Source organism: Nocardia sp. 852002-51101_SCH5132738 (assembly GCF_001665695.1).
Lineage (GTDB): Bacteria > Actinomycetota > Actinomycetes > Mycobacteriales > Mycobacteriaceae > Nocardia > Nocardia nova.
In genome coordinates this window covers 37,130-55,224 of the sequence record NZ_LZML01000211.1, presented here as the reverse complement: position 1 = coordinate 55,224, position 18,095 = coordinate 37,130, and the positions used below count along the sequence as shown (strand labels likewise).

The following is an 18,095-nucleotide window of genomic DNA, read 5'->3' as shown; positions in this document are numbered from 1 at the left end:
CGGTCCTCAGGCGGTGAAGAGCGGGTCGGCGGGCAGGCGGCGGGAATCGCCGGGCACCGGGGTGGCGTAGGTGTAGTCGAACAGGCTCGACGGCTGCGGGTGCGGGCTGGTGTCGGCGAACTCGACGGCGGCGGCGACCTCGGCGAGGACCTCCGCGTCCAGGGCAACGGCCGAATCGTCGTTCAGCGCACCGGCTTTCAGTAGCGCGGTCTTCCAGATCTCGATGGGGTCGTGGGATCGTGCGGCCGTCACGGTTTCCTCGGTGCGGTATTTCGCGGGGTCGACCACCGAGTGGCCTTTCAGCCGGTGGCTGACCGCCTCCAGCAGTGCCGGCCGGCCGTCGCGGCGTGCGGTGTCGATGAGATCCCTGGCGGTGTCGCGGACGGCGAGGACGTCGGTGCCGTCGACGCGTTCACCGCGCATGCGATAGGCGGCGGCGCGTTTCCACAGATCGGGTTCGGCGGAGGACTTCTCCACTGTGGTGCCCATGCCGGTCTGGTTGTTGACCACCAGGAAGACGATCGGCAGATTCCACAGTGCGGCGAGGTTGAGCGATTCGTGGAAGGCGCCGATATTCGTTGTGCCCTCACCCATTTGGCAGACGACGACATCGTCGCCGCCGCGGTAGTCGATCGCCAGTGCGGCGCCGACGGCGAGGGGTACCTGGCCGCCGACGATGGCGTAGCCGCCGAGCAGCCGAGTCTCGGTGTCGTACATGTGCATCGATCCGCCCCACCCTTTGGAGGTGCCGGTGGAGCGGCCGTACAGCTCGGCCATGACCCGGCCGGGCGCGATGCCCTTGGCGAGGGCGTAGCCGTGTTCGCGGTAGTTGGTGAACAGGTAGTCGGTGGGGCGCATCGCCGCGCCGAGGCCGACCACGGTGGCCTCCTCACCGAGGTTGAGGTGGCAGTAGCCGCCGATCCGGGCCTGCTGATAGCTCTGTGCGGTGCGCTCCTCGAACCGGCGCACGAACAGCATGTCGCGATACAGCTTTCGCAGCGTATCGGGATGCTCGGCCGCCACACGGGACTCGAATGATGCTGTCTGCGTGGCGGTTCGATCGGCCGGCAGAGAATCGCTCGCTGCGGATCGAGCTTGCTCCGGCGCGGTCGACACGGCCGGTCGCTTCGGTGCGCGGCGGGCCGAGGTGCGGGTGGCCTGCTGCGGGGTTGTGGTGGTCACGGTGGTGCTCCTCAACGTGAACGCGGCGCGGTGTGTATCGGCAGGCCGAGCCCGGTCAGGGCTGTTTCCATACCGATCTCGCCGAGGGTGGGGTGGGCGTGGATGGTGTCGGCGAGTTCGTCGAGTGTCGCTTCGAGCGAGATCGCCAGTGCGCCTTCGGCGATCAGGTCACTGGCCGAGGGCCCGATGATGTGCACGCCGAGTACTTCCCGATGGCGTGCCCCGGCCACGATCTTGCAGAAGCCCTCGGTCTCGCCGAGCGCCTTGGCTCGTCCGAGTGCGGCGAACGGGAATTTCGCGGTGATCACCTCGTGGCCGCCGGCGCGCGCCGCCTCCTCGGTCAGGCCGACGCTCGCGATCTCCGGATGGGTGAACGTCGCCGCGGGGATCACGGTGTAGTCGATGCGGGCGTCGTGTCCGGCGATCACGTCGGCGGCGGTGAGGCCCTGATGGGACGCCACGTGCGCCAGCAGGGCTCTGCCGGTGACATCGCCGATGGCGTAGACATGCTCGGCGGTGGTCCGCAGCCGGCCGTCGACGGTGATGAATCCCCGTGCGTCGGTGTCGATTCCGGCGTACTTCAGGTCGAGATCGGCGGTGTTGGGACGACGGCCCACGCCGACGAGCACGACGTCGGCCTGGATTTTCCGAGTCGTCGCGCCGTCGACGTCGACCGTCAGCGCCTCGCCACTCTGCTCGATGCCGGTGACGGTGCATCCGGTCAGCACGCTGACGCCGCGTTTGGTGAACGCACGGCCCAGCGCGGCGCCGATCTCCTTGTCCTCCGACGGGACCAGGCGATCCTGCATCTCCACGATCGTCACGTCCGCGCCGAAGGTGGCGAACAGCCCCGCCCACTCGGCGCCGACCGCGCTGCCACCGATGACGACGAGCCGCTCGGGCACCTCGGACAATCCGAACGCGCCGTCGGAGGTGATCACGCCCGGCAACTCGGCGCCCGGAACGGGCAGGTGCGCGGGCACGGACCCGGTAGCGACGATCACGTCGGTGGCCGTCACCGTGCGGCTCGCGGTGCCGGCCGGGGCGGCGCCGTAGCGGGGCCCGTCGGCGAAGACCGGCGAGGGACCGGGCTCGAATATCTCCACGGTGGTCGGTCCCGTGAAGCGGGCATGGCCCTCGATCACGGTGACGCCGTTGGCCTTCAGTAGCCCCGCCACGCCGCCGGTCAGCTCCGCGACGATGCCGTCCTTGCGCCGGCGGACGGCGGCGAAGTCGAAGCGAACGTTGTCGGCGTTAACCCCGAAATCGGCTGCTGTGCTGAGTGTTTCGAATACCTCCGCCGAGCGCAGCATGGCCTTGGTGGGTATGCACCCCCAGTTCAGGCACACCCCGCCGGGGCGTTCCTTTTCCACCACGGCGACGTGCAGGCCGCGCTGGGCGGCGCGGATCGCCGCGACATACCCGCCCGGCCCGCCGCCGATGATCAAGAGATCGAATTCCGGCACTTGTGGTGCTCCTCGTCCTGAATCGTTCGACCCGAATCCGGTTGCGGTGTGGGTCATCAGGTGTGGAGTCTTATCCGTGCGCCGACGCCCGACAATTCCCGGCAAGCCCAGGAATTGCGGCTCGGGATTGGGCGCTGCGCCCAATTCCGCTCGCGGCTGCTCGGCGCCGAGGGCTCAGCCGGCCGGGCGTTCGAGCAGTTCGCGGGCGGTGAGCGCGAGGGTGAGTTCGAGTTGGTGGCGGGGGCCCTCCAGCGGGCGCCCGAGCAGTGTCGTCGCGCGCTGAAGCCGGTTGATGACCGTGTTGCGGTGGCAGTGCAGCAGCGGTGCGGCATGGGCTGCCGAGCAGTTCTGGGCCAGCCACACCGTCAGCGTGTGCAGCAGGATGTCGCGCTCCTTCGCGGGCAACGCCAGGATCGGTCCCAGTGATCGCTGCACCAATCGCTGCGCCAGATCGGGCGCGCGCACCAGCAGGGCTTCCGGGTAGTTATCGTCCAGCCGGGTGAGGGTGGCGTCGCGAGCTCGCGGCGCGGTATCCAGTGCGAGCGTGGCGAGTGCGTGGGCGACGTCGATCTCGGCCAACCCCTCGACCGCCGGAGAAAGGCCCGCGCGTCCGAGAACCAGCGGTTCCAGCACCTCCGCCGCCTGCTGCGGGGAATGCTGTTCGAGTGCGACGATGCCGACCGTGTGATCGCCGCGATCGTGGCGGACCGAGCGAATCCCCATGGCCGCCAACGCGCTTTCGGTCCCCGGCCGCAGCGGCTGCGGTTCACCGCGAGCCACGAGCACCAGGTAGTCGCCGCCGGCGGGGATGTCGAGTTCGCGTGCCGCGTGCGCGGCGAAGACGGCATCGCGGCCGCGCCCGGAGAGGACGTCTTCGATCAGAGCGTGGCGGCGGCGTTCGTCGCGTCGAACGCGATCGAGTTCGGCACCGCGATAGGAGGTCACCAGCGCCGAGGACATCCCGTCGACCACCGCCCACATGGCAGTCCCGATTTCGCGGAAATCGGCAGGTGACATCGCTCCGCCGCGATCCATCAGGGCTTCCCACACGATGCGCCCGCCCAGGCGGAAGGTGCGCTGCATCGCCTCGAGCGGAACGCCCTGCGCGGCGCGCTGCCGGCCGATCGCGGCAGCCACATCGTCTCGTTCGGCGCCGGCCCCTTTCGCCGCGAGCAGTTCCAGCACCCGTGTCAGGAACCGCCGGCATCCGTCCCGCAGATCCGCTCGGCTCACCGCCGAATAGTCCGTCCACTCCGGATCGTCGGTGAACACGGCCGCCATGAGCCGGGCGGTGAGCTGGTCGATGTCGCTCCCGCACGCCCTCGCCAACTCCGCGGAGTCGGGCAGGGGTTCCGGGGTTGCTACGGGCGCCACGTCGGTCACAGTACGTCCAGCGTGGGCGCGCAGACGCAACCGGCCGGTCGCCCGATGGCCTCGACCTGCGCACTGTTACCGGTCGGCTGTCGGACGACCTACGCGACGCGGTGCTGTGACCGGGCCGGAACGCCTATCGGTTCGGCTTCTCGGATTCGGACGTGATCGCTGCGCTGTGGTCGCGGAGGGCGCCGACTATGGCGGTCAGGACGCGATGGGTGGCTTGCAGGTCGGCGTCCGGCAGGCCGGCGAGTGCGGTCCGGGTGCGCATGCCGATCGGGGTGAAGAATCCCGCGGCCACGCTCATGCCGTGATCGCTGTAGTGCAGCAGCACCCGGCGTTTGTCGGTGTCGTCGGGTTCGCGTTCGATATGGCCCGACTCGATCATGCGCTCGATCAGGTAGGTGATCGCGCCGGGAGAGACGCCCAGCAGCGTTCCGAGCCTTCCGGCGGTGAGGGGCGTTCCTTCCGCGTCGGCGGTGGCGATATGCATGAGCGCGCGGAAGTCGTTGGGGCGCAATTCGTTCGAATGTGCGAAGAGATGCGAGATCCGATCCGAGACAGCGGTGAGCGCGCGGATGTCGCGGGCGATCGCCGTCTCGAGTTCGTCGCGATCGGTGGGTGACGCATCGATCGAACTCTCGGTCACCTCTGTCTCCCTTCTCGTTCCTGCGCGCAGTGCACACAGCGTATCGGATCGGAGCCCGACCCTTTGCAAATTATTTCAGTTTCTGAAATAGTTTGCGCATGGGCGGATGGGATCGATATGCGCAGATCGTCTCCGGGCGTAAAGGGTGGCTCGTCCTGGTAGCCATGGTGGTCGCCGCCGTCGCGGTGCTCGGCTTGTCCGGTGGCGGCGAATCGGGTGGCTCGGCGCCGAATTCGCTGCCCGACGACGCCGAATCCGCGCAGGTACAGCGTTTGTTGCCGCAGTTCCCCGGTGGGGATTCGGCGGCAGCGGTCCTGATCGTCACGCGCGCCGACGGGGCAGTCCTCACCCCGGAAGATCGAGCGCAGGCCGATGCGGCCCTGACCCGGATACGTTCCGGTGCGAGCGGGCCGGGGATCGTGATGTCGCCGGACCAGCGCGCCGCACTCGGCCAGACGCCGATCCCGGCCGAGCTGAACGGCTTCGCCTTGACCGACCGGATCGACGAGTTGCGCACGGCCGCGCGTGCGGACGCACCCGCCGACCTGCAGGTGCGCATCACCGGCGGCCCGGCCTTCGGCGCGGATATCGCCGATTCCTTCTCCGGCGCCAACACTCTGCTGCTCGCGGTTACCGCCGCCGTGGTGATGGTGCTGCTGATAGCGACCTATCGCTCGCCGGTGCTGTGGCTGATTCCGCTGTCGGTGGTGGCGGTCGCCGACCGCGTCGCATCGGCGGCGGGTAATGCCCTCGCCCAGGTGAGCGGTCTGACGTTCGACGGTTCGACCGCGGGAATCACCAGCGTCTTGGTCTTCGGGGCCGGCACGAATTATGCGTTGCTGCTGGTGTCGCGCTACCGCGACGAGTTGTATCGGACCGAGGACCATCGGGCGGCGCTGCGGATCGCCGTTCGGCGAGCCGGGCCCGCGGTGCTCGCCAGCAATCTGACGGTTGTGCTGGCCCTGCTGATACTGCTGCTCGCGTTGCTGCCCAACACTCGCGGACTGGGCGCCTTCGGGGCGGTGGGGCTTCTGATCGCGGCGGTCTTCGTCCTCGTCGCGCTGCCTCCGGCGCTGGCGCTGTGCGGTCGAAAGGTGTTCTGGCCGTTCGTTCCTCGTGTCGACGGCCATGACACCGCGACCTCCGGCGCCTGGCACACCGTCGCGGAGAAGGTGGTACGGCGGCCCGGCGTGGTGGCCGGCGTCTTTCTGCTCGTCGCGGCCGCATGTGCTGCCGCGCTTCCGTTCGCCCATGTCGGGCTCGCACAGTCCGAGCAGTTCCGCGTGCAGGCGGAATCGGTCGACGGCCTGCGTGCGGTGAGCGAGCATTTCTCCTCCGGCGCAAGCGATCCCGCGGTCGTGCTGGCGCGCACCGACGCCGCGCCGGCCGTGCAGTCGGCCCTCGACAGCACTCCCGGCGTCGTGCGCGCGATACCGACCGGCGTCTCGGACAACGGGTTGACGCGCTGGTCGGTGATCCTGGACGCGCCACCCGCCTCCGAGGCGGCATTCGCCGATGTCAGTCGCCTGCGCACCGCACTGTCCTCCGTGCCCGGCGCCGAGGCGCTGGTCGGCGGCTCCGATGCCGTCGCCCTGGACACCCGGGACGCGGCCCGGCGCGATCAGCTCGTGATCATGCCGCTCGTTCTGGTGGTCGTCCTGCTGGTACTTCTGGTGCTGTTGCGGGCAGTGCCGGCCGCGTTCCTGCTGGTCGCGGTCACCGTGCTCAGCGCCCTGGCCGCACTGGGCATCGGAAGCCTGCTCAGCACCTACGTGTTCGGCTTTCCGGCACTGGACAACAACGTGCCGCTGTTCGCCTTCCTGTTCCTGGTGGCGCTGGGCGTCGACTACACGATCTTCCTGGTCACCCGAGCCCGTGAGGAGACACCGGGCCACGGCGTGACCGGCGGCATCGTCCGCGCGGTCGGCTCCACGGGCGGGGTGATCACCAGCGCCGGAATCGTGCTGGCCGCGGTGTTCGCTGTCCTCGGCGTCCTGCCCCTGATCACGCTGACCCAGCTGGGCATCGTGGTCGGCGTCGGAATCCTGCTCGACACCTTCGTCATTCGAACCCTGGTGATACCCGCGTTGTTCGCGCTGATCGGTCCGGGAATCTGGTGGCCGGGGCGCTGGATCCGAGAGGCGCCGGCCGATTCCGGACCGTCGGCGCCGTCGGTCGCCGCGAGCGCGTCGACGTCGGAACAGAGCCGCTGAACGGGGCTCTACGGCATGCCGCCGTCGGAGCGGAGGATCGATCCGGTGGTGTAACTGGAGGCGTCGGAGGCGAGAAACAGTGCGGCTCCGACGATTTCGCTGGGCCGGCCGATGCGTTGGAGGGCGTGGGCGGCGAACGGGTTGTCGTCCGGGGCGAGGTTGTCGAGATCCCATCCGGCCGTGGCATCGGTGCGGTAGGGCCCTGCCATCAGGGTGTTGACTCGGACGGCCGGGCCGAAGGCCAGGGCCAAACCCTCGGTCATGGCATTGAGTCCCGCCTTGGCGGCGGCATAGGGCACGATCGACGGGCGCGGCCGGATGGAACCGGTGGAGCTGACGTTGACGATGGATCCGCGGCCCGCCGCGACCATGCGCTCGCCGACGAGTGCCGACAATCGAAACGGCCCTTTGAGATTCAGGGCGATGATGGCGTCGAACAGTTTCTCGCTCACCGAGGGCAGATCGTCGTACACCGGTTGCATTCCGGCATTGTTGATGAGGACATCGACCCGGCCGAACCGGTCGTAGCAGGCGTCGACCAGCCCGTCGAGTTGATCCCAGCGACCGATGTGCACGCCGTAGGGCATGGCGGCGCGGCCGGTCTTCTCCGCGATCTCCCCGGCGGTCGCCACGCAATTGTCGTAGTTGCGACTGGCGATGATCACATCGGCACCGCAGTGCGCGGCGGCGAAGGCCATCTCTCGTCCCAGCCCGCGGCTGCCGCCGGTGACCAGCACCACCTTGCCGGTCAGATCGAACAGTTCGTCGGCATATCCCATGGCGTCACCGCGTCAGCCACAGATCGGCGGGCGCGCAGGGCAATCCCACCTCTTTCAGCGTCGAGATACCGGCGGGCGCTCGGGCGACGTCGAAGACGGAATTCACCGCGGGCATCGCGGTCATGGTGTCCCACTCGTGATTTCCCCAGCTGTCCGGCGGGACGAACCTGATCCGTGTCCGTACCTCGGGCTCTCCGTCGATGACGATGTGGTAGTGGTCGTCGTCGAATTCCCAGCTCTCATTGAGCTTGTCGGTGAGGTACCACGCGACGTTCGAGCGAACGACGGATTTCTCGCCGACCTTTCCGGCCCATCCGCCACGCACCGCGGCGATGGTGTCCTTCTCGATGCGGATCCATCCCAGATCGACCGTTTCGGCGGCAGTCGCGTACTCGATGGCGAAGTCCATATCGTCGAATTCGTAGCCGAGGGCTACGCCCATGCGCTGGACGGAATCGCGGAACGTACTCATCCACAGTTTCGCGATCTCGATCAGTTCCGGGGTGGCCTCGGGACGTGAAATACCCAGGGCCTGCCACGTTTCCGCGGATTCGTAGACGGAGACATCGGCCGATTCGGAGATCGAAATCGACCGGACGTCACGGCACACCGCGGTCAACGCGGTGGTCACGGCGTTGATCCAGCCCGGATTGATGCCGGTGATGTGCAGCGAGCTGTTCCCGCGTTCGCAGGCGGCGGCAAGCTTCTGCTCCGTCTCGCCCCGAATCCCGCCGACGTTGAGAAACAAGTTGGTGCTGATGACGTCGAGGCCGCTTTCGAGCAGCCGCGTCGCATGGTCGAGGTCGGCCATGAACGGCGTATAGAGGACGGTATCCGCGTCCAGCGCGAGCAGCGCATCGATATCGGCGGTGGCGAGCACCCCCGTATCCGGCCGGCCGCACAGCCTGCCCGCATCCACCCCGACCTTGTCGTCGGAATAGGCGTAGACACCGGCCAACTCGAGCCGCGGATCGTCGAGAATCCCGCGCAGACTGAGCTTTCCGACCTTCCCGGTGGTCCATTGAATGACGCGCACGTGATCGACCTTTCGAGCTGCCGGTGGTGTCGGCGAGAATGAGAATGTTATTCTCTTCTACGAAAATTAGCATTACGCGTGCGGTGGGACAAGGCCCCTCGGGCTCTTGCCGAGCTGTCCGGGCGCGGAGTTCTGCTGCCGCGCCGGCCGGCGGGTGACGCCGATCAGCCTCGTTGCGGCTACACCTCCGCCGGGTGGGCGCCGGTCAGCTCTTTCAGCGCGGACCGGAGGTCGTCGACGATATCGGCGGTGTCCGGGGCGGGTACGTGCTGCCAGCCGGGGCCCGCCAGCAGGACGCGCGTGCCGCGGTCGGCGCAGGTGCGCACGGCCGAGAGGAGCGCGGTCGATTCCTGCTGTGACCACAGCACCGCTACCGAGCTCGACGCGCTGCGATCGAGGGCATCGCCGAGGGCTGGAGTGGGGACGTTGGGGCCCAGCATATTGGCCGGGACGTCGAGTTCGGCGAGTGCGGCGCGCAGGACCTCGAGTGGCAGGCAGTGGGCTTCGCCGCTGGTGCAGGCGAGCAGTACGGGTGCTGCGGACGCGTCGGCCGGGGGCGGGACCGCGCGGTGCAGTGCGGCCGTAATGCACCAGGACAGAAGGTGTTCGACGTCGATGCATCCGATGCCCGCTCCTTGCCGCTGGACGATCTCGGCGAAGGCCGGGCGGCACAGCCGGTCCCAGGTGTCGGCCACGCCGAACGCGCGAATGTGGGCGAAGAGCAACGCCTGCAGTGTGGTCGGGTCGGAGGCGAAGGCGGCATCGAGAAGTGATGCGTGGTCTCCGGCGACCGGCAGTGGCGCGCGCACGGATTCGGCCGCTCGCGCCGGGCTCGATCCGCCTCGGACGAGCACGACCATGCGCTCGAGCCGGGCGATATCGGCTTCGGAGTACAGGCGGTGGCGCCCGCGCCGATGCTGGGAGGGGCCGATGCCGTAGCGCTGATTCCAACTGCGCAGCGTCGCGGTGGGAATGCCGATGCGTTCCGCGACGGTACGTACCGAAAATCCGGCTGCGTCGTTGTCGGGGGGCAAGGCATCGGACATGACGATCATTCTGCCTTTCACGGGCATGGGCGCCGCAAGGTCGCAGTGCTCGAGGTCGCAGTGCTGCGGTGCCCGCGCGGTAGTGGGCGGCGGTAGGGGACGGCGGTAGGCGACGACGGAGCGGCGTGGGGACGACACTCCCATTATGCATCGATTCCGCATCGATTGCTGTAGGATCGGCAGTGTTGTCGAACCCATGCTCATCGAACGGAGGAGTCGCAGGTGCTCGAACATCGCTCGCAGGTAGACCGCCCCGGAGGTATCGACGGGAAGGTGGTGAGAATGCTGGCCGGTGGTGCCCGTCGGCTGGTCCTCTTCGCTGCGACAGCGATGCGCCCGGCACGGCTGGCCGGTGTCGCCGTCCTGGCGGCGGTCGTGTTCGGTGGCGTCGCGGCACCGGCGGGGGCGAGCCCGACGCCCGCGGCGGGACCGGCTCCCGTTCCCTCGCTCGATCTGAACCGTTACCTGGGAACGTGGTATCAGCTCGCCGCGGTTCCGCAGTTTTTCAATCTCGTCTGTGCTCGCGATACGCGCGCCGAGTACGCCGCCCTTCCGAACGGTGATGTGTCCGTTCACAATTCGTGCACCACCTGGTCGGGTGCGCCCAACGACATTCAGGGTGCGGCGCGCGTGGTCGATCCGGTGACCGGGGCACAGTTGCGCGTCGCGTTCCCCGGGGTGCCGACACAGGAAAGCCTGGACGGCCCGCCCAACTACATCGTGACCGCGCTCGGGCCGGACTACTCCTGGGCTCTCGTCACCGACCCCTTCCGGATCTCCGGATTCGTGCTGTCTCGCACGCCCGCACTGGACGCGGACCAGTGGAATCAGATCGTCGCGGCGATCGTCGCCGCCGGTGAGCAGCCGTGCCTGTACCTGACCTCGCCGGTGACCGGTGGGCGAGACGACATCACCCCGCTGTGCCGGATCTGAGCTCGGCTCGATGCGACCTATCAGCCTGGCGAGTCCGGTGAGTGGAGGTGAGTGGCGATGGGTGTGGCGATAGCTTTGTTCACCCGTGACCTGCGGGTGCACGACAATCCGATGCTGACCGCGGCGCAGCGTGCAGGCGATGCGGTTGTCCCGCTGTTCGTCCTCGACGAATCGTTGGTCACCGGCTCGGAGGCCGCGCCCAACCGGGTGCGATTCCTCGCCGCCGCGCTGGACGAGCTCGACGGCGAATTGCGAGCGCGCGGCGGGCATCTCGTGCTGCGGCGCGGCAAGGTCGTCGACGAGGTGGAGCGGATCGTCGCCCAGTCACAGGCGGAGTCGGTGCATCTCGCCGCCGAGGTCAGCCACTACGGCAAGCGCCGCGAATCGGCTCTGCGCGACAGGCTCGAATCTCACGGTTGCCGCGTGCAGACGCACCCCGCGACGGTGACCAGCGTGGACATCGATGCGATCGAGCCGAGCACCGGACGCGATCATTTCGCGGTGTTCACGCCGTACTTCCGGCGCTGGGAAACCGCTCGCCACCGCAGTCCGCTGCCACCGCCGAAAGATCTCACCGTGCCGTCGTTGGACGGGAAACAACCCGACCTCGACAAGCTCCGCGCCGCGCGGGCTTCGCCCAACCTGCGGGTCGGAGGCGAGACGACGGGGCGAAAGATGTTGCGCCGCTGGCTGTCCGATGCGGTCACCGCGTACGCGGATACGAACGACGATCTCGCGGCCGACGCCACCTCGCATCTCTCGCCGTATCTGCACTTCGGATGCCTGTCCGCCGCGGAGGTGGTGTCGCGCCTGGACCTGTCGGATCCGGGTGCGCACAGTTTCGCCCGGCAGTTGGCCTGGCGCGATTTTCATCATCAGGTACTGGCAGCCCGGCCCGCGGCGGCATGGTCCGATTACCGCCCGGGGCCGGTCGAGGTCCGCAAGGACGAGCAGGCGTTCGAGGCGTGGACGCACGGTCGCACCGGTTTCCCGATCGTCGACGCGCCGATGCGCCAACTTCGTGACGAAGGGTGGATGCCGGGCCGCGCGCGGCTGATCACCGCATCGTTCCTGGCCAAGACGCTACGGTTGGATTGGCGGATCGGCGCGGCCCATTTCCGGTACTGGCTGGTCGACGGTGATGTGGCGAACAACCAGATGAACTGGCAATGGGTCGCGGGCACCGGAACCGACACCCGCCCCAATCGCACACTCAATCCGCTGCGGCAAGCAAACCGCTTCGACCCCGAGGGTGCGTACGTACGGCGCTGGTTGCCCGAACTCGCCCACCTGTCCGGTGCGGCGGTGCACCGGCCGTGGCGCGAGGACGTCGATGACGCGACCTATCCGGCGCCGATTGTGGAAGTGCCCGGCATGTAGTCGATTCGGTGATCAGGAGACGGTATGCGATGTGTGGTGTTCGGTGCGACCGGCTACATCGGCGGCCGCCTGGTGCCCGAGCTACTGGCCGCGGGGCACGAGGTGCGGGTGCTGGCCCGCACACCCGCCAAACTCGACGACGCCGCGTGGCGCGACAGTGTGGAAGTCCTGCGCGGTGACGTGCTCAGCGCCGAGGATGTGGCCGCGGTTTGCGCCGACGCGGATGTGCTCTACTACCTGGTGCATTCGCTGACGCGAACGGATTTCGACGAGGTCGACCGCCGCGCGGCGACACTGGTGGCAGAGCAGGCCGCCCGAGCGGGGGTACGCCGGATCGTGTACCTGGGCGGCATCGTGCCGCCCGGCCAGCGACTGTCGCGGCATCTGTCCTCCCGCGCCGAGGTCGGTCGCATCCTGCTCGCGGGATCGGTTCCGGCGATTGCGATGCAGGCCGCCGTGATCATCGGATCCGGTTCGGCCAGTTTCGAAATGCTGCGCTATCTCACCGAACGGCTCCCGGTGATGGTCACGCCGCGATGGGTCCGCAACCGCATCCAGCCGATCGCGGTGCGCGATGTGCTGTACTACCTGACGCGGGCGGCCGAACTGCCGCCGGATGTGCGCGGTGCTTTCGACATCGGCGGTCCGGATGTGCTCACCTACGAACAGATGATGCGCGATTACGCGGAAGTGGCGCGGTTGCCGCGGCGCGTGATCGTCCCGGTCCCGGTTCTCACACCGTGGCTCTCGGCACAATGGGTCAATCTCGTGACCCCGGTGCCCAAGGCGATCGCGGTGCCGCTGATGGAATCGCTGGTCAACGACGTGGTCTGCGAAGATCACGCGATCGCCGAGCACATCCCCGATCCGGCGCGGGGATTGATCGACTACCGCACGGCGGTCGAATTGGCGTTGACGCGTATCCGCGACCTCGATGTCCCCACCCGCTGGTCGGATGCCGATCAGCTCGGTAGTGAACCGTCGTCCCCGCTGCCCACCGATCCCGCGTGGTCGGGCGGTTCCCTCTACGTCGATGTGCGAGAACGCCACACCCGGGCCGATCCGGCGACGCTGTGGTCGGTGATCGAATCCATCGGTGGCGAATACGGCTGGTATTCGTTTCCGCTGGCGTGGTCGTTGCGCGGCTGGATCGATCGACTGGCCGGCGGCGTCGGTTTGCGGCGGGGCAGGCGGGATCCGCATCGGCTGCACGCCGGCGAGGCGCTGGACTGGTGGCGTGTGGAACGCATCGAACGACCGCACACTCTGGTGTTGCGCGCGGAGATGCGGGTGCCCGGGCGGGCATGGCTGGAGCTGAGCGTGGACACGGACGCGCGCGGCACGGTCTACCGGCAGCGGGCCGTATTCGACCCGCACGGTCTGGCCGGTCATCTGTACTGGAAGGCCATCGTTCCCTTCCATGCGCTCATCTTCGGCGGGATGACCCGCAACATCACGGGCGCGGCCGAAGAGGCTGCGGCGCAGCCGGTTTCATAGCCCCGGCTGCGCCTGCCTGGACCGGAGCGCGCGGGCGAGACCGCGGCTGCCCACCGCGGCACGCCGTGGGATACCGACGCGGGCACGATGAACGAAGATGTCGAAATCCAGACTCTCGATGCGATCCAGAATTTCCGAATAGAGGGTGAGCGCGGTGGTGACGCACGGCCGCGACCGTGGCGCGAGCAAGGCGATACCGGCGCGGGCGTAGTCGTAGATGTCGCGAGTGTGCGCATGCTGGGCGACCAGAGCGCGCCGGACGCGCGGGTCGGTGCGGCGGTGCGCCTGACACCACAGCAGCAGGTCACGGTCGACGCCGTAGGCGGCCAGTTCGTCTGCCGGCAGATACACCCGGTCTCGGACCAGGTCCTCGTCCACGTCGCGCAGAAAGTTGGTCAGCTGGAAGGCTTTTCCGAGCGCGGCGGCGTAGGGAGCGGCCTCGTCCACCGGGCACACCGTGCCCAGCACCGGCAAGACCTGTAACCCGATGACTTCGGCGGAACCGTAGACGTAGCGGTCCAGCGCGCGCCGATCCGGATAGTCGGTGACGGTGAGATCCATGCGCATCGACTCCAGGAACGAGTCGAACAGCGCCGGAGCGATGCGGTAGGAGTGCGCCGTGTGCAGTACGGCCGGGAGGACGGCGTCGGCGTCGGCGTCCTCGCTGGTGAACTGCGCGGCCAGCGCGTCCAGTCGTGCCGCTCGCTCGGTGACCGGACGGCTCGGGTCGATGTCGTCGAGGATGTCGTCGGCGCGGCGGGCGAAGCCGTAGAGCGCGTGGATCGCCGGACGCTGGTCGGGGGCGAGTAACCGGGTGGCGAGGAAGAAGGTCTTGCCGTGGCGGGCGTTGAGCGTCCGGCAGGCGCGATAGGACTGCTGCAGTTGGGTATCGGCGCGGCCGTTGTCGAGAAAGGCGATGGGGGACATGAGTTTCCGATCAGCGGATGATGGCGGCGGTCGAAGTGGACAGGGCGGACGCGCGTCGGCGTGCGGGCAGTGCAGAAGGCATCGGTCCGGTGACGCGGTCCGCGGCGAGCCGGCCGGAAATCAGCACGGGCGGTATGCCGACACCGGGGACGGTGCTGCCGCCCGCCAGCACCACGTTCTCGAGTCCGCGGATCATATTGGCCGGGCGGAAGGGGCCGGTTTGGGTGACGGTGTGGGCCAACGCGAAGGGGCTTCCGGCCAGCATGCCGCGCCGCGCCCAGTCGGCAGGAGTGGTGATGTGGAGCAACCGGGGATCGGTCAGTGGGATCGGCAAGCGATCCTGGACGGTGGTCAGAATCTCCTCGGCGTAGGCGGGGCCGAAGCGGTCCCAATTGATCGGTCCGCGAACGAGATTCGGTACCGGAGCGAGGATGTAGAGCAGGTCGCGTCCGGGTGGGGCCAGGCTCGGGTCACCCGCGGTGGGCCTGGTGACCAGCAGTGACGGATCTGTCATGACGCTGCCGCGAGCGATGATGTCGTCGAAGGCTTCGTCCCAGGCGCGGCCGAAGAGCAGATGGTGGTGCGCCGCTCGGGGCATCGCCTCGCAGCCGACGTGCAGCACGACCGCGGACGGTGCCGCCGTGGGACGCAGCGGGCGGCGCGGGGAATGGCTCGTCAGCCGGTAGGTGTCGGACAACTCGGTGGTGAGCACGACCGCATCGCACGGGATGCGCTCGCCGGTATCGGTGACGACTGTGCGGATCCGGGATCCGGTGCGGTCCAGGCTCGCCACGGCGGTGTCGTAGCGGATCTCGACGCCGGCGTCCTGCGCCGCCGCGGCGAGCGCGTCGGGTAGCGCTCGCATCCCGCCGCGCGGGAACCAGACGCCGGCGATCGTGTCCATATAGGCGATCACCGCGTATGCCGCTATCGCCCTCCTGGGCGCGACGCCGGCATACAGGGATTGAAAGGTGAACAGCCGCCGCAGTTCCGGATCGTCGATGTGCTGTGCGACCGCACGGTCCCAGCGGCGGAATCCTCCCATCGCCGCCAGTCGGGCCAGCGAAGGACGCAGCGCCGAGAGCGGCGAGTCGAAATTCGCCCCGATGAACGAGTCGAACTCGGTCCGGTAGAGCTGGGTCAGCCACGCGCGCAGTCGCCGGTATCCGGCCGCCTGCCCGGCTCCGGCGAACTCGGTGATCGCCGCGGCCATGCGTTCGGCGTCGCTGTGAACCTCGAGCTGACGCCCGTCGGCGAAATGGGCCCGGTAGGCCGGATCCACCGGCACCAGCGACAGGCGGTCGTCCATCTGCTCGCCGACCGCGGCGAACGTCTCCTCGACCAGGTGTGGCATGGTCAGCACGGTAGGGCCGGTGTCGAGACGGTAGCCGTCCACATCGACGCGACCGGTGCGGCCGCCGGGAACCGAATCCCGTTCCAGCACGGTGACTTTGCGGCCGCGGCCGGCCAGGTGCAGCGCCGCCGACAGTCCGGCCAGCCCCGCTCCGACTACGACGATATGGTTGCTGAGACCGATGGTCGTGCGCATGGTCTTCCTCCTCAGGGGTGCCGGGTGACGCAGATGAGGCCCATACCGTCGAGTACGCGGCGCATCGGTTCGGGCAGGGTCGTGCTCTCGATGGTGCGCCGCGCCTCGCCGACGCGATCGCTGATCATCGCCTCGATCCGGGCGGGTGCTCCGGAGTCGGTGATCAGGGCGCGCAGTCTGTCGGTGGCGCCGGCGTCGACGACCGGTGCGGACAGCAGCGTGTCGAGTTCGCGGCGGGCGGCGGGGTCGGCGAGCTGGCGGGCGGCGATCACCACGGTGGTCGCCTTGTGCTGAGTCAGATCTCCGTCACCGGGTTTGCCTGTGGCATCGGGGGTTCCGAATACTCCCAGCAGGTCGTCGCGCATCTGGAATGCCTCGCCGACGGCGCGTCCGTACCGGCTCAGCGCCGACAGGGTCGATTCGTCGCATCCGGCCATCGCCGCGCCGAGTTCGAGCGGCCGGCGCACGGTGTAGTTGCCGGATTTCGCGCGTGCCAGCGCCAATACCTGCCCGAAATCCGGTTCCGTGCGGACGTCGTTGAGCAGATCGCCGAACTGTCCCACCGCCAGCTCGATGCGCATCTCGTCGAAGCGCGGCCACACGCGGTACAGGCAATCGGGGCGAATCCCACTCTCGCGCAGCATCTTGTCCGCCCAGACCAGGCAGATATCGCCGAGGAGCACGGCCGCCGACTCGCCGAAACGACCCGCGTCGCCGGGCATTCGCCGGTTCCGATGTGCGTCGGCGAAGGCGACATGCCCCGTGGGCGCGCCGCGGCGTAGCTCCGACTCGTCCATCACATCGTCCTGGATCATCGCGAAGGCATGGACCAGTTCCAGCGCGGCGGCGGCTCGCAGTGCGGCGGCGTCGGGGGCCTCGCCGCACAGCCAGCCGATGTACATGAATGTCGATCGCAGGCATTTGCCGCCTGCCACGTATCGGCGAGCGATGTCGTCGACGGCGATTTCCTGGACGGCGCCTATGCGGTTCTCGCGCAGGAACGCGTCCAGTTCGGTCAGGACTCGATCCCGTACCGCGGTACGCCACCGCGCGACACCGTCCACGGTATTCACCGGGTGATCGGCCAGAATTGTTGCAGGGGAACACAATCGGTGCGAATTGTCGATAGTGACGCTCACGTCCACTCCTCGGTTCGGCGGTACAGCGATATGGGGTGCCGGCTGGCTCTCCGAGGCGGGGATCGAGACCGCGTATTCCGGCCCGTCCGGGGATCCTCCCTCGACGTCTGAACCCAAGGCTACAGCAAACGATGCATAAATGATGCACATGAGCGGAAGTTGTCCGTCTCGGCCGGGCATGCGCCGGGTGACCTCGATGAGCGGTTCGGAACGGCTTCGTGCGAGGTAGGGACGGACGGACGACGTCATGCTGCAATCGACGCAACAAAAAGACGAGACGCATCGTTTATGCATCGAATTCCGGGGTACCCTGGCCGAGAACCATCCAATCAGAGGAGGCCCTCATGTCTCGTTCTTCCGCGCGACGCGCGCTGTTCGCTCTCGTTTCCGGCGGAGGTATCGCCTTGACCTCGGCCGCCTTGCTGGCCGCGCCGGCCCAAGCCGACTCCACCAGCTGTCCGGCCCCGGGCGCCAGCTCGGTCGCCCAGACGGGTGCCGATGCCGCGTGTTCGGCCACCAGTGCCGGTGGGAGCGCGGCGGCCGCCTACGGCATCAACGGTACGGCCACGGCGAATGCCGGGCCGACGAGTTTGTCGCTGGCCATCGCGCAGGGCGGTGGTATCGCCCGCTCCACGTCGGGGCCGTGGTCGGGGCCCGCGGCTATCGCGGTCGGACCCGGCGCGACGGCCGACCTGAGCGGGGTCCGTCCCGGGCTGGCCATCGGCATCGCCGGGCCGGGCGCCACGGTCACGGTCTCCGGCGTCGGGACGCCGGTATGCAGCGGCGGCCCCGGTTTCGCGGGCGATTTCCAGACCTTCCAGGGCTGCCTGTCCATGCGGTGATCTCGGGCGTCGCGGATGGTCCTCGAGTAGGTTCCGGGTGAGTGGGTGCCGTCGAGTGATCCGGCGTGGTAGCGGCGGAAGTG

The 18,095-nt window shown here is 68.5% G+C and carries 15 protein-coding genes; 5 read left to right on the top strand and 10 right to left on the bottom strand.

What is annotated here, in order from left to right:
• Positions 1 to 6 precede the first annotated feature (6 nt).
• The 4 genes from pdhA to A5789_RS33700 form a co-directional block, all read right to left on the bottom strand.
• A complete protein-coding gene (pdhA, locus tag A5789_RS33715) occupies positions 7 to 1,182 on the bottom strand; it encodes a pyruvate dehydrogenase (acetyl-transferring) E1 component subunit alpha (protein WP_227462735.1) in 1,176 nt (391 codons plus the stop codon).
• 11 nt (positions 1,183 to 1,193) lie between these two features.
• The gene (lpdA, locus tag A5789_RS33710; RefSeq protein ID WP_064902393.1) at positions 1,194 to 2,648 is read right to left on the bottom strand and encodes a dihydrolipoyl dehydrogenase; all 1,455 of its coding nucleotides are present in this window, start codon (positions 2,646 to 2,648) and stop codon (positions 1,194 to 1,196) included.
• Between the two features lie 174 nt (positions 2,649 to 2,822).
• The gene (locus tag A5789_RS33705) at positions 2,823 to 4,022 is read right to left on the bottom strand and encodes a CdaR family transcriptional regulator (RefSeq protein ID WP_064902433.1); all 1,200 of its coding nucleotides are present in this window, start codon (positions 4,020 to 4,022) and stop codon (positions 2,823 to 2,825) included.
• A 133-nt stretch (positions 4,023 to 4,155) separates the two neighbouring features.
• The gene (locus A5789_RS33700; RefSeq protein ID WP_063011292.1) at positions 4,156 to 4,671 is read right to left on the bottom strand and encodes a MarR family winged helix-turn-helix transcriptional regulator; all 516 of its coding nucleotides are present in this window, start codon (positions 4,669 to 4,671) and stop codon (positions 4,156 to 4,158) included.
• A gap of 98 nt (positions 4,672 to 4,769) precedes the next feature.
• On the opposite strand from A5789_RS33700, the gene A5789_RS33695 reads away from it, so the two are divergent.
• Complete coding sequence (locus tag A5789_RS33695; protein WP_064902394.1) at positions 4,770 to 6,884, top strand: MMPL family transporter; 2,115 nt, start codon at positions 4,770 to 4,772, stop codon at positions 6,882 to 6,884.
• Between the two features lie 8 nt (positions 6,885 to 6,892).
• Here the strand turns inward: A5789_RS33695 and A5789_RS33690 are convergent, their stop codons facing one another.
• The 3 genes from A5789_RS33690 to A5789_RS33680 all read right to left on the bottom strand — a co-directional run bounded on the left by A5789_RS33690 (position 6,893) and on the right by A5789_RS33680 (position 9,745).
• Positions 6,893 to 7,663, bottom strand: coding sequence for an SDR family NAD(P)-dependent oxidoreductase (locus A5789_RS33690; RefSeq protein ID WP_064902395.1), 771 nt, complete (start codon positions 7,661 to 7,663; stop codon positions 6,893 to 6,895).
• Between the two features lie 4 nt (positions 7,664 to 7,667).
• Positions 7,668 to 8,699 carry a hypothetical protein gene (locus A5789_RS33685; protein WP_064902396.1) on the bottom strand — a complete coding sequence of 344 codons (1,032 nt, stop codon included), beginning with the start codon at positions 8,697 to 8,699 and terminating at the stop codon, positions 7,668 to 7,670.
• A gap of 179 nt (positions 8,700 to 8,878) precedes the next feature.
• Positions 8,879 to 9,745 carry a MerR family transcriptional regulator gene (locus A5789_RS33680; RefSeq protein ID WP_064902397.1) on the bottom strand — a complete coding sequence of 289 codons (867 nt, stop codon included), beginning with the start codon at positions 9,743 to 9,745 and terminating at the stop codon, positions 8,879 to 8,881.
• Positions 9,746 to 9,967: 222 nt separating this feature from the next.
• Between A5789_RS33680 and A5789_RS33675 the strand changes: the two genes are divergently transcribed.
• The 3 genes from A5789_RS33675 to A5789_RS33665 are packed head-to-tail and all read left to right on the top strand — an operon-like array spanning position 9,968 to position 13,555.
• Complete coding sequence (locus tag A5789_RS33675) at positions 9,968 to 10,678, top strand: lipocalin family protein (RefSeq protein WP_369817495.1); 711 nt, start codon at positions 9,968 to 9,970, stop codon at positions 10,676 to 10,678.
• Positions 10,679 to 10,735: 57 nt separating this feature from the next.
• Positions 10,736 to 12,058 carry a deoxyribodipyrimidine photo-lyase gene (locus tag A5789_RS33670; RefSeq protein ID WP_064902398.1) on the top strand — a complete coding sequence of 441 codons (1,323 nt, stop codon included), beginning with the start codon at positions 10,736 to 10,738 and terminating at the stop codon, positions 12,056 to 12,058.
• 24 nt (positions 12,059 to 12,082) lie between these two features.
• Positions 12,083 to 13,555 carry an SDR family oxidoreductase gene (locus A5789_RS33665; protein WP_064902399.1) on the top strand — a complete coding sequence of 491 codons (1,473 nt, stop codon included), beginning with the start codon at positions 12,083 to 12,085 and terminating at the stop codon, positions 13,553 to 13,555.
• Here A5789_RS33665 and A5789_RS33660 read toward each other — a convergent pair.
• From A5789_RS33660 to A5789_RS33650, 3 genes are read right to left on the bottom strand one after another with little or no spacing between them, the layout of a single operon-like run.
• A complete protein-coding gene (locus A5789_RS33660) occupies positions 13,550 to 14,482 on the bottom strand; it encodes a phytoene/squalene synthase family protein (protein ID WP_063011281.1) in 933 nt (310 codons plus the stop codon). The genes A5789_RS33665 and A5789_RS33660 overlap by 6 nt on opposite strands.
• Positions 14,483 to 14,492: 10 nt before the next feature.
• Positions 14,493 to 16,031: a phytoene desaturase family protein gene (gene crtI, locus A5789_RS33655; protein WP_064902400.1), complete on the bottom strand. Its 1,539-nt coding sequence runs from the start codon at positions 16,029 to 16,031 to the stop codon at positions 14,493 to 14,495.
• A gap of 11 nt (positions 16,032 to 16,042) precedes the next feature.
• Positions 16,043 to 17,170: a polyprenyl synthetase family protein gene (locus A5789_RS33650; RefSeq protein ID WP_321190225.1), complete on the bottom strand. Its 1,128-nt coding sequence runs from the start codon at positions 17,168 to 17,170 to the stop codon at positions 16,043 to 16,045.
• A gap of 344 nt (positions 17,171 to 17,514) precedes the next feature.
• On the opposite strand from A5789_RS33650, the gene A5789_RS33645 reads away from it, so the two are divergent.
• Entirely contained in the window at positions 17,515 to 18,012 is a 498-nt protein-coding gene (locus tag A5789_RS33645; RefSeq protein WP_063022904.1) for a DUF6764 family protein, read from the top strand.
• The last annotated feature ends 83 nt before the right edge of the window (positions 18,013 to 18,095 follow it).

What these genes read in the sequence shown, in the direction of transcription:
- A5789_RS33695 (WP_064902394.1), top strand. Translation starts at nt 4,770, where the DNA reads ATGGGCGGATGGGATCGATATGCGCAGATCGTCTCCGGGCGTAAAGGG.
- A5789_RS33690 (WP_064902395.1), bottom strand. Translation starts at nt 7,663, where the DNA reads ATGGGATATGCCGACGAACTGTTCGATCTGACCGGCAAGGTGGTGCTG.
- A5789_RS33680 (WP_064902397.1), bottom strand. Translation starts at nt 9,745, where the DNA reads ATGTCCGATGCCTTGCCCCCCGACAACGACGCAGCCGGATTTTCGGTA.
- A5789_RS33670 (WP_064902398.1), top strand. Translation starts at nt 10,736, where the DNA reads ATGGGTGTGGCGATAGCTTTGTTCACCCGTGACCTGCGGGTGCACGAC.
- A5789_RS33665 (WP_064902399.1), top strand. Translation starts at nt 12,083, where the DNA reads ATGCGATGTGTGGTGTTCGGTGCGACCGGCTACATCGGCGGCCGCCTG.
- A5789_RS33660 (WP_063011281.1), bottom strand. Translation starts at nt 14,482, where the DNA reads ATGTCCCCCATCGCCTTTCTCGACAACGGCCGCGCCGATACCCAACTG.
- crtI (WP_064902400.1), bottom strand. Translation starts at nt 16,031, where the DNA reads ATGCGCACGACCATCGGTCTCAGCAACCATATCGTCGTAGTCGGAGCG.
- A5789_RS33645 (WP_063022904.1), top strand. Translation starts at nt 17,515, where the DNA reads ATGTCTCGTTCTTCCGCGCGACGCGCGCTGTTCGCTCTCGTTTCCGGC.